We start from the raw sequence: 12,280 nt of genomic DNA on the forward strand, positions 1-12,280 counted from the left end.
TAATTCCAATTATTTCTATAATTGCAAAACTTATTAAATTTCTATAAAATATTTATTATAACTTTTTTCATTTATGTAAATAAAAACTTCTATTTCTCCTTTAAATTCTCCCCAAACTTTTAAGTCTCTATCAATGTGGAATTGCTGTCCTTTATACTCTATATATGACATTTTATAGTCAATATAAGACATTTCATCATTAACATTTAACTTTAAATAATTACCATAATTCTGAATGCTTTTTAATTCAGGCGCATAATTATCGATGACACTAACTATATATGTTAATTCATTATCATTTATAGAAATAATATATTTCCCATTCTCAGTTAGCTCCATATTTATTTTCCTATTTTCCCTTTCAAAGGGGATCTCTTTATCATCAAGAGATATTTTTATTTCTTGATCAGTGATATCCTTTTTCAAGTTAACTATTACTGAAGTACTCTCTCTTGTAGGAAATGTACTATATGTAATACTATCAATATAGGGATTTCCATTTATTTTCTTCAGCATTTCTAGTTTATTTGCTAGTAGTTCGTTATTTTCTATCTCGATGTTATTGTTATTCATTTTCATGAAAACAACACTTATTACAATGATTGAAGTAATTACTACCACACTAACAGCTACAGCAACGTTTGATGAAATTACACTGACCAGTTTAGAACTATTTAATAACTTATTAAGTTTAAAAATATTTTTGTCATAGTTCAGCTCTGTCTTACTAGTTAATTCTTCCTCATGACTTTGAAGAATTGCTCCAAGTAATGGGAGTGTCACTGATGAGTATAATTTGATATTATTTTTAACTTGATAATCATTTATCTGTTTCTCAAGATTTTTCCTACCACTATGAAGATGTGATTTTACTGTTCCATTTTTACAATTCAGAATCTCCATTATCTCGTTAATCGTGAACTCTTCAAGATAAAACATCATAATAACTTCTCTTTGTTTGACAGGTAAATTTTGTATAAACCCAACAATTAATTCCCTAGTCTCTTTTAAATTATATGACTCATTGGGTAGATTCTCTGTCCTCTCATCTTCAATTGTATTTTCAAAATATTCAGAATATTCATCAGACTCTAGAAATGTAGTATCAGAATTTCTATGCGAGTTTACATATCGATAACATATGTTTCTTACAAGAATATACATCCACGAATGAAAAGCTTCAGGTGTATCAAGTGTGTTAATTTTTTGGTAAATTCGAATTAGTGATTCTTGTGCTAAATCTTTTGCAATAGCCTCATCTTTTACCACTGTATAACACCAATAATATACTTTACTTATAATATGTGAATATAATAGTTCAAACTGCCCAATATCTTTTTGAACTTTTTTGACAATCTGGGTAAGTTCCTCTTTCTTATCCATTTTAATCACGCCCTCCTTCATTGTCTTATTTTACCTACCCTAATACTAAAATACATTTTACTTGTAAAAGGTTTAGTCAAAATAAAAAAAGTTTTTTTATTTTTAATTATTTCCTACAAATCCAATATAATTATATTATTTCCTTATCTAGATATTAGTCGTAATTATAATCCGTTACGTTCATTTTATTTATAAAATTTATTAAATGATATTTTATGTAATATTTTTTTCTAGCGAACCTAAAAAGGAAAATCAATCTAATACTTTCCTTCTGTTTGCAAAAATTTAGATTTTATATTTGATTATTATATAGTTAGCTGGTATAAACAAAAGAAACAAAAGACCTTAATAATATTGGCACCCTAAGATAAAGTGTGGCTATGCGAAAAGAAGATGGAATTCCATGAGAATGGATTCCATCTTCTTGCGTCCTATTTTTTGTAATACTGCTTTTCTCTTTCATTTGGAGTAAGATAATTATTTGCTTTATGTGGTCTTTTTCCATTATAGAATTCTATATAGTCGTCAATTGCTTTAAGTAATTCATTTTTGTTTTTATAGTTTCTTCTATACAATTCTTCTTGTTTAAGATTAGAAAAGAAAGATTCAATAACCGAATTATTGTAAGGTGAATATGGTTTTGAAAATGATTGTATAACTTTGTCCAATAAAAAAATATGCTCCATGAATAGAAAAAGGGTGGGATTCATCGTATCCCACCCATTATACGTTTTATTTTGTCTAGGTTTGTCCAACTTTTTTGTTCCAACTTACCTAGGTCTATTCAGTTTTTTCACTTGAAACTGATTTTTATTTTTGATGGTTATATTTAATTAAATATTGTTTAACTTTTGATTACATGGAAAAAGTATGGAAATACATGATTTTTATTTCCATTAAGTGTATGGACACCTGTCCATCCTTTACAGTTCCCTAATTTATAATAAGTGATTATTTATACAGTAAAAAAATGAAGCATTGAGCTTCATTTTTTCTAAACTCAATTAATCTAAATATTCTCCATTAGATGCAATGACTTTCTTATACCAATAAAATGAGTCTTTTCTGAATCTTTTCAAAGTCCCATTTCCTAAATCATCTTTGTCTACATAAATAAATCCGTATCTTTTTGACATTTCTCCTGTTCCAGCACTAATTATATCTATGCTGCTCCATGTAGTATATCCAATCACAGGAACTCCATCATTAGTAATTGCTTTTTTCATTTCAACAATGTGTTTTCTAGTGTAATCAATTCTATACTCGTCGTGAATACTCCCATCCTCTTCTAATCTATCATAAGTTCCTAATCCATTCTCTACCACAAACAAAGGTAATTGATATCTATTATAGAGTAAATTTAATGCATATCTTATTCCTACTGGATCTAATGGCACACCCCAAGGTGTTTTCTCACTAAGATATTCATTTTCCTCAGAGTTCATTGCACTCCCTACAAGATTTAGTCCAATATTTTTATTCCTAGATGAGCATAATGTCATATAGTAAGAAAATGCAAGATAATCAACTTTTCCATTCAATAATGTTTCCTCATCTTCAGGATAAGTAACTAAGGCGAAATCATTCATTTTCAGGAAAATACTTGCCTTATCATTATACTTTCCAAAACACATTACATCGGTAAAATACAATTGCTTATCCATATCTTTTTGGCAAGCAATAACATCTTCTGGATGGCATGTGTGGGGATATGAAAATATACCAGCATACATTGCTCCGACTTTTATATCTGGATAAGTAGTGTGCGCATACTTTACTATTTTTGCACTAGCAAGAAATTGATGATGCGTTCCTTGATAGATATCTTGAAGTTTATTATTACCTTCTGTTCTTATACCCATTACGTAAAATGGTCCATTAAGGCATGAGTTAATCTCATTAAATGTAATCCAGTATTTTACTTTCTCGTGATATCTGTCAATTACTGCTTTACCATACTTCACAAAGTAATCAACAAGTCCTCTATTTTTCCATCCATTATATGTATCAGAAAGATATAAAGGTGTATCAAAATGAGATAATGAGACAATTGGTTCAATACCATATTTTAAACATTCATCAAATACATTGTCATAAAATTGCAGCCCTAATTCATTTGGTTTATCTTCATTGCCTTTTGGAAAAATTCTTGTCCATGCAATTGACATTCTATAGCACTTATATCCCATTTCTGCGAATAGTCTAATATCTTCTTTGTAGTGATGATAAAAATCTACTGCTTCATGATTTGGATAATATAGATTATCCTCTATGGTTCTTGTAAACTCTCTAGCCTTTTCTTTTGAACCTCCAGTTGCAACATCAGATGTACTAGGACCTTTTTCCCCTTCGTTCCATGCTCCCTCACATTGATTTGCAGCTGTAGCTCCACCCCACAAGAAATCTTTTGGAAAACTCATACTAAATACCTCTACTCTTGTATCGGATCTTTATATAAGATGAATGTAGCTACAAAAGCAATTATTGCAGCAATAACACACGCAACAACGGCCCAAATTAAATTGTCGGCTTCTGGAGATATAAATACTGGCAATCCAAATATTCCTCCTCCTCCAAGCACCATTGCATATACATGATTAATTCCAATAATTGCTCCAGCCACAAAGTTTGCTGCCATCGCACAATACAAAGGTGTTTTATATTTTAGACTTATACCATAAACTGCTGGTTCAGAAACCCCTCCAACAACTGCTGAAGTCGCGCAAGATAATGCTACTGCTTTAGTATCAGCAAATTTACTTTTTATTCCAACTGCAGCACTTGCTCCTGCTTGAGAAAAGTTGTGGATAATACTACAAGAAATAATAATAGGTTCATAGCCTAATGTTGCAAACGAATTCAATGCATATGGTGTCAATGCCTGATGCATACCAGTCATAATTAACAAAGGCCATAAACAAGCAATAACTGCAATACCAATAAAACCAAAGGTATTATATAACCATATGAATGCATCTGCTAAATAAACTCCTAAGTATGATCCAATTGGAGCAATAACAACTAATGAAAGTGGAACCATTACAAGCACTGTCAGTAACGGTACCATCATAGAACGTATAACTTGTGGGCAATACCTTGATATAAATCTTTCTACAGGGGCCATAACTGCCACAATTAATATTACTGGAATAATTGTGCTTGCATAACTTGCAGCATGAATTGGTAAACCAAAAATTGTCAACTCTGCCCCCTCTGCAACAGCACCAGTAAATGAAGGATGCAATAAAATTGCTCCCATTAACATCCCTAATCCCATATTAGCACCAAACTTTTTAGCAGAAAAAGCACCTGCCATGATTGGTAAAAAATAGAATCCTGCATCTGCTGCAAACGACAATACTGATGATGTTGGACTATCTGCTGCTAATATACCTGACATGTCTCCAATCAAAACTAACATTTTTATTAAACCTGCAGCTATCATGACAGGAATTAATGGTGCTACAATTCCTGAAATCAACTCTAAAATTGAATTAAAGCTAAATTTCTTTTTTTCTTTTCCATCAAGATTTTCATTTATTGCCTCCGCAGACTCAAACCCATAATTTTTGCAAATTAATCTATAAACATCATCAACTGCTTGACCAATGATTATTTGTAGTTGATCTCCTGACCAATTCACTCCTACTACACCAGATAGATTTCCTATATCTTTATCTTTAACCTTCCCTTTATCTTTTACAGTAAACCTCAAGCGAGTAATACAGTGTGCTAAATAAGTTACATTCCCTTTTCCTCCTATCAACTCAATAATTTGAGTTGATAGTTCTTCATATTTTTTATTTGCCATAATTTTTCTCCTTTTATTTTTTACTATTTATTGTTATACAATACATTTGCGCGCATTTTATATTGGAACAATCAAACAAAAACCCCAACACAAAATCTCATAGAAAAACTACTAGACTTATTGTGATGGGGTGATGCCCTTTCGGTAACAATCCTCTCTTACACAAAGACGATTCACATGAAGAATCAAATATAGAGACTCTTCATCATTTAATTCAAAATCCATTTCTTTTATTAAATAATCTTTTATCTTATTGACACAATTAAACGTATCAGGATATTCTTCAATAACAGATAGATATAATTTAGAATTTTCACTATTCATTAGTTTCCCTTTTTGTTGTCTTTTCATTAAGTATTGAAAGTGAGATACAAATCGAGAATAATTTACTGTACTCTTATCAATATACATTTGAAAGTGTTTTCCAATAATTTCAACTACATCTTCTAAAGTATCATCTAAATGACTTGTTTTGGTTGCTATTTGAGCAACCGATTCAGCATTAATTAAATGTAATGCTATATTGCTTGCTTCAATTTTAGGTAAACGAATACTCAAATTCGTCTGAATCAATTGAACTGCCATCAAACCAATTTCATATACATCTTCATACAAGTGTTGAATTTCATATTGTAGAGAATTTTCAAATTGTACGTTTTTCTTATGTCTTTCAATCGCAAAGTTAATATGATCAGCAAGTGTAAATACTAAATTAGAGCTTACACTTGAGTTTATCTTATTCTTAAAAATTTCAACTACTTTTCCAGACACTTGAAATATTTCATTTGGTATTTGATTTAACAAATCAAGGTACATTGGATTAACACCATAATAAGTACTTTGTATAAGTTCCAAATTTTCTAACTCATATGGAACTGGAGGAAAACCAATACCTGTCCCTATTGCAACTAATTCATTATTTGCAGTATCCAGGCATATTGCAGCGTTATTATTTATCTTTTTAATAACTTGCATAACTCCTCCTTTCTCTTTCCTATTTTTTTATGCAACTCATAATTCTAAATTCTTTTGTTATAGACTTATTTAAATCATTAATAATAATATTAAAATCAGAACTATTAGTTATTACCATTGGTGTTGTCAAATCAATTTTTTTTCTTTTCATTAACTCTAAATCTACCTTTAAGACTGGAGTTCCTTTCTTAACCAAGTCTCCCTGATTAACTAACTTCTTAAATCCCTCACCTTGAAGATTTACAGTATCTAATCCAACATGAACGAGTATTTCTGCTCCATTCTTGGCTGTAATACCAAAGGCATGTAAAGTAGATGGAATTACTGATATTTCTCCATCACATGGTGCACATATGAACTCTTCATTAAGAATAAATCCAACACCTTCTCCCATCATCTTTGAACTAAACACTTTGTCAGCAACTGTTTCAATTTCAATCACTTCTCCATTAATTGGGGAATAAAGAATACATTCTTTTTTATTAAACATTTTTAACATCAATACACCTCACTTGCATTCAATTATGTATGATGATAAAAAAACTCTTTAGTATCACCACACAATTTAAAAAATTGTTGTAATTAGGTGAAGCCTCTAAAGAGTAACTCTCAATGATTACGCTTACATTCTAGCATCGATAAATTGACTTGTCAATTATTTATTCTAGCTCGTTAGTGTAGTTAGTGTAAAACAAGTGTGGAATTGAAAAAATAAAAAACAATTTATAAGATTTTTCTTACAAATTGCTTTTAGTTTATATCTAATCAAAATAAATGGTCGGGCCGGGGGGACTTGACCACCCTTAGCCTTTTGCATATATGAACCAATCACTTGATTCTCCTATATTATATGCTTTTTTGCACATAAAAGCAATACAAAAAAGCATTTAAAACATAATTAAGTAATTATTTTTGGCAGATTTATAATTACTTTCTATTATATGATACTCATTTATACATATAGTTGTCAATGTTTTCTATCTTATCTCTTATTATGCTGTAAAATGCATTTGGAGGGATTGTTAATGAATAATATAAATGAACGTTCATATATAAAAGATGTAGTTTATGAAGTACTCGATGAAAAAAAAGAGGAAATAAATTTTAATGTAGTTGATATATGGTTTGAGTATATGATGTATTCTGCTATTAGCAAAGAAGAATCTACTTGCGCTAATGATGAAAGCATATTTAACCTGCACATTGCACCATACTTTTCTAATCATAAAATTTTAGATATAACTCCTAAAGATATTATCGATTGGCACTTATCCATGAAAAAGCATTTATCTTATCAAACTGTTGTAAACAATCACAGAACCTTTTCTAAAATGTTTGTCTGGGTTGATACGCTATATGATACAAAATGGAATCCACTTTCAAAGGTTGGAGCGCCAAAGAAAACAGATAAAAAAGATGATATGTTAATCTGGAGTGAATATGATTTTTTCAAATTTTACTCTGTAATTGATAATTTAGAACATAAAATTATATTTTTACTACTCTATTTCGGAGGGTTTAGAAGAGGCGAACTATTAGCTTTAAAATGGAATGATTTCATAAATAATCATCTACGTGTAGATGAATCATGTGCAAATATAAGAGGAAAGCAAGTAATTAAGAAACCCAAAACTTTTAATTCTTATCGGCTAGTTGAAATCGATCCACAAACATTATCTTTATTAAACATTTGGCATGACCATGCCAAAGAAAGTCCAACATATCATCCTGAAAATTTCATTATTGGAAGAAAAACTAGACCAATGGCTTTTGAAACACTTAGACAAACCAAAATTAGATACGAAATGGCAGCCAATGTGCCTCATATCTCTATCCATGATATGAGGCACTCTCATGTATCATTACTGATAAATAATCATATGCCTGTTATAGGCATTGCTCAAAGAATTGGAGATACAATTGATGAAGTCCTCCAAACATATTCTCATTTATTACCACAAACTTCTCTTGAAATTTCTAATTTCCTTAAAGAAATTACTATGAGATATAAATAACTATGCTATAATACCACCAAATATGAAATATATTAATAATTCTCCATGTAAGTTTGTATCCATGATTTTGCTGTAATGAGACATTTTCATTTTCAATTGACACACGAAAAAAGAGTCAAACTAATTCCTTAACTCTTTTCTCATATTTATAAGGAATGTGAATAACCCTATTTATATTCATCTTTCGTATTTAGAATAGTTGCTTTTAAGCGGGACATCGCTTCAATTGAGTAGCGAATTCCTTGCGCTCCAATACCACTTGATTTTACCCCAATAAATGGGAAGTGATCTGGACCACGTTCTGTCTTATTATTTATCTGAACAGATCCGACTTCTAATCGTTTTGCAACATAAAATGCATGATCGATATTATTACTGAAAACTGAAGATTGTAAACCATATTCTGATTTATTAGCAAATTCAATTGCTTCATCTACATCTTTTACTCGAATAATTGGTAATACTGGACCGAAAGGTTCTTCCCACGCTAATCGCATATTGACATCAACATTATCTAATAAATATGGATAGATAAGGTTTCCTTCCTGCTTCCCTTTAACAATTGGTTTCGCGCCTCTGTCCAACGCTTCATCCACCAACTCCATAACATAATTTGCAGATTTTTCGTCGATTAATGGGGTAATCGTTGCATTATCTTCTGGGTTTCCAACCTTTAGATTTTGAACCAATGGTACTAGCTTTTCAACCAACTTATCAGCTACACTTTCGATTACTAAAATTCGTTTAACCGCTGTACAACGTTGCCCTGAATAACTATAAGCTCCAGCAACGATATTGCTTGCTGCAAGATCTAAATCAGCATCTTCTAAAACAATAGCTGCATCCTTACCGCCTAATTCCATCAGCAACGGTTTCATTGCAACTTTTTTCGCGATATCTTTACCAACTCGACTACTACCAGTGAAATTGATGAAATCAACTTCAATATGATCAGTTACATAGTCCCCTATTTCATTACCTTTTCCTGTTATTGTATTTAGTACTCCTTCTGGCAAGCCAGCATCAACAAATGCCTTTACTAAATGAAGTGCACTCATTGCTCCTTGCGTGGCTGGCTTTAACACAACGGTATTTCCCATAACTAATGCTGGGGCAATTTTTGACGCACTTAAATTGATTGGATAATTAAATGGAGAAATAGCTAAAACAACGCCCAATGGTACTCTTTTTACAATTGACCACTTATCTTGTTTATATCCTGGAAATAAATCACCAGGAATTCCTTCCCCGGAAATTGTCTTGGCCGTGTCAGCACTAAAACGAATATAATCAGCTGTTCTAGTAACTTCACTTAAACAACTTTTATAATCTTTTGCAATTTCATACATCATAACCTTAGCTATTTCTTCAGCGCGCTCTTCTAAAATACTTGCTGTTTTGTATAAGTACTCAGCTCGTTCGCTCGCTGGTAAATATTCCCAAACTTTACTTGCTTTTCTTGCTTGGGCAAAAGCAAAGTCGATATCCTTGGTATTCATTTTTTGCAGATACCCAAGAAATGAACCATCTACTGGTGAAAAAACTTCCATTTTTTCATCATTTGTATATAACCAATTATTTCCTACATAATTGTAGTACATATTATGCCCATCTATTTTTTTTATCATAATGATTCTCCTTAAATTTAACCAAGCATACCATATTTTATTTTTAATTTTAAATATTTTGCCTGAGAAAACATATAAAAAAGAAGAAAAGCAATTACTTTTCTTCTCAAAGGAATTACCAACTAGAAAATCAAAGTGGATGTAGCGCAGAGGGAATCAATTCTCATTATTTTGCATCCTATTTCTCAAGCCGACCGAAAGGATTTACAAAAGAAAACATTCATACAATTGGAATGATAAGAGCACTTTATTATTCTGGCTTCAGTATTTTAGAGTTTTATAAGAAGAATCGAAAAACAATCAATAAAAAGGTACATGAACATTATACCAGTGACAAATATAAGAGTAAGGTGAAAAACATCTCATTTAGAGATACCAATTTCGTTCTCCCAGCTATCAATCAAGAATTATCGAAAACCGGGAAATTACTGAAAACATTATTCCATTAAAAAATCTATTATGAAATCACACTAGATTTATCAAAACTTTTAATATGTCAATACTTTTACCCACTACTATTTGACACTACCTCACTTAGCCTTGCATTTTTATGAATCGCAAATGATAATGTCTTAATGGGGGTGCGGACCATTTTTAGTTTAACAAATACATTTTACACTAAGGACGGAAATCGACAAATTGTTCGTTATTTAATGATGTGATAAAATAAATATAGAAACACAAAGATTTGGTTGACAACCACAATCTGAAAGAGAGGAATATCATGAGAGATATTATTAGAAAATTTAGTTTGTTACCAAAAAAATCTGTAGGAATAGGAGGAGTAGGAATTTTGATTATTGTTATAGTTCTTGCAATTGCGCTGATTCCAAAAAATAATAAAGAAAATCTGAAATTAAAGAAGTCAATTTTTGAATTTGAATATGGTGAAGAAATTGAGCTATTGACATCTGACATATTAAAAACAACTGATAAGGAAATATTAGAGAATGCAAAGATTAGCATGTTATTCCCAACTGAGAAAGTGGAGAATGGCAAAGATATAATAAAAGTTGGTACTTATACTCAAAGGGTAACTTACAAAGATGAGGAAAAAGAGTTCAAGGTTAAGGTAAAAGATACAGTAGCCCCAGAGTTTGTTGACTTCAAAGAAAGGATAGAAGTTAAACAAGGAACAGAAAGTGTAGAGTACATCAAGTATTTCGCAGCTGAAGACCTTGCAGGTGTTTCAATTGATATAGATTATTCTAAAGTAGATTTAACTAAAGTTGGAGAATACATTATTACAGTAACTGCAGTGGATAATCATAAAAATGAAACTAAGAAAGAAGCTATAGTTGTTGTAAAAGATAATGTTGAAGATTAGGAAGATAAATGTAAAGATGCTAATCAAGATTCTCAAGTAACTGGGAATACAATAAATGGTTGGATTGATTGTTAATGCAAGAATACTTAATTAGAAATCGAGGATGTCATTTATCCTTAAAAGCTCATGGTAGCATAGATATACAAGATTTTATTAATTAGAGAAGAGGTATAGCGAGGAAGAACTCAAATATAATTTTATAAACTTGATGAAAAAACTTCACTTGATTTAAGGGATTCAGATATAGAGGAGGAAGAGAGGGAGTTAATACATGCTATTTCTTGTCTATCACGCAAGTTGCTTTGGGGAACTGCAACAAAAAAATTGACAAATAGTTAAGCTACATTAAGTAAAGATAGTTGATAACGCTTAGGTGTCATCATGAATTTGGTATGAATTCTATTGTTCTAGTCAAGTAAAGTTGCTACAGTAGTATCTAACTTCTCTAAAGGGATAATGGGAGGAAAACCATTGTTATAGGTGTGAGGTCTCATTTTATTATAGTATTCAAAAGCAAAGGTATGGATAATCTCATCCATTTTTTCCTTTGTATGAAATTCATATTGATATACACATTCGTACTTGAGTGTATTAAAATATCGTTCCATAACTGCATTGTCATATGGACATCCAGCTCGGCTCATACTTTGCTGTATTAGATGTTCTTGACAATATGTTATAAATTCTCTACTTGCAAATTGACTTCCTTAATCACTGTGCAGTATTAATCCTGCATCAGGTTGCTGTTGTAAGATTGCTTCACTTACTGCCTGAATAGCTAACTGACTATTGATATGATCTCCATTCACACTACTAACAATTCTACGTCGATGTAAATCAATAACACTGCAATTATAGCTGTTCTTTCCTGTATTCAATTTTATATAAGTAAAATTGAATGCACCATATTTTATTTGCTTCTTTCACTTCAAATTGTTGTTGTATTATATTTGGAAACAGATGATGTATTTTTCCTTTTATGTAGGTTGCTTTTTTTCCTCTTATACATGATTTCATCTGCATTTCTTTACGATATTTCCATATTGTTGTAATACTATATACATGTCCCATATTGATAAGTGCTTGATGCATCATTTTCCCACCCATTGTCCCATTACTTTCATGAAATAAATGAATCATA

11 protein-coding genes are annotated in these 12,280 nt (G+C 30.9%); 2 read left to right on the plus strand and 9 right to left on the minus strand.

Translation table 11 applies throughout. The annotated features are described in order from the left end of the window. Positions 1 to 33: 33 nt before the first annotated feature. From J2S15_RS05950 to J2S15_RS05975, 6 genes are all read right to left on the minus strand, one after another. Entirely contained in the window at positions 34 to 1,383 is a 1,350-nt protein-coding gene (locus J2S15_RS05950) for an RNA polymerase sigma factor (RefSeq protein WP_307406375.1), read from the minus strand. A 431-nt stretch (positions 1,384 to 1,814) separates the two neighbouring features. Next, entirely contained in the window at positions 1,815 to 2,051 is a 237-nt protein-coding gene (locus J2S15_RS05955) for an integrase core domain-containing protein (RefSeq protein WP_307406377.1), read from the minus strand. Between the two features lie 336 nt (positions 2,052 to 2,387). After that, positions 2,388 to 3,803, minus strand: a complete 1,416-nt coding sequence (locus J2S15_RS05960) for a glycoside hydrolase family 1 protein (RefSeq protein WP_307406379.1) — start codon at positions 3,801 to 3,803, stop codon at positions 2,388 to 2,390. Between the two features lie 11 nt (positions 3,804 to 3,814). Then, complete coding sequence (locus J2S15_RS05965; protein WP_307406381.1) at positions 3,815 to 5,194, minus strand: PTS transporter subunit EIIC; 1,380 nt, start codon at positions 5,192 to 5,194, stop codon at positions 3,815 to 3,817. Between the two features lie 117 nt (positions 5,195 to 5,311). Further along, on the minus strand, positions 5,312 to 6,169 hold the full coding sequence (locus J2S15_RS05970; protein WP_307406382.1) for a PRD domain-containing protein: 858 nt from the start codon (positions 6,167 to 6,169) through the stop codon (positions 5,312 to 5,314). A 19-nt stretch (positions 6,170 to 6,188) separates the two neighbouring features. Then, positions 6,189 to 6,668: a PTS sugar transporter subunit IIA gene (locus J2S15_RS05975; protein WP_307406384.1), complete on the minus strand. Its 480-nt coding sequence runs from the start codon at positions 6,666 to 6,668 to the stop codon at positions 6,189 to 6,191. A 526-nt stretch (positions 6,669 to 7,194) separates the two neighbouring features. On the opposite strand from J2S15_RS05975, the gene J2S15_RS05980 reads away from it, so the two are divergent. After that, positions 7,195 to 8,184, plus strand: coding sequence for a tyrosine-type recombinase/integrase (locus J2S15_RS05980; RefSeq protein WP_307406385.1), 990 nt, complete (start codon positions 7,195 to 7,197; stop codon positions 8,182 to 8,184). A 167-nt stretch (positions 8,185 to 8,351) separates the two neighbouring features. Here the strand turns inward: J2S15_RS05980 and J2S15_RS05985 are convergent, their stop codons facing one another. Next, positions 8,352 to 9,812 carry an NADP-dependent glyceraldehyde-3-phosphate dehydrogenase gene (locus J2S15_RS05985; protein ID WP_307406386.1) on the minus strand — a complete coding sequence of 487 codons (1,461 nt, stop codon included), beginning with the start codon at positions 9,810 to 9,812 and terminating at the stop codon, positions 8,352 to 8,354. 724 nt (positions 9,813 to 10,536) lie between these two features. On the opposite strand from J2S15_RS05985, the gene J2S15_RS05990 reads away from it, so the two are divergent. Beyond that, positions 10,537 to 11,139, plus strand: a complete 603-nt coding sequence (locus J2S15_RS05990) for a hypothetical protein (protein WP_307406388.1) — start codon at positions 10,537 to 10,539, stop codon at positions 11,137 to 11,139. Between the two features lie 407 nt (positions 11,140 to 11,546). Here J2S15_RS05990 and J2S15_RS20300 read toward each other — a convergent pair whose 3' ends face one another. Further along, positions 11,547 to 11,783: an integrase core domain-containing protein gene (locus J2S15_RS20300; protein WP_370872476.1), complete on the minus strand. Its 237-nt coding sequence runs from the start codon at positions 11,781 to 11,783 to the stop codon at positions 11,547 to 11,549. Between the two features lie 208 nt (positions 11,784 to 11,991). After that, positions 11,992 to 12,280: hypothetical protein (locus tag J2S15_RS05995; protein ID WP_307406389.1), on the minus strand; the 289-nt coding region annotated here is incomplete at its 5' end.

The sequence above is a fragment of the Breznakia pachnodae genome, assembly GCF_030814225.1.
GTDB classification, from domain to species: domain Bacteria; phylum Bacillota_I; class Bacilli_A; order Erysipelotrichales; family Erysipelotrichaceae; genus Breznakia; species Breznakia pachnodae.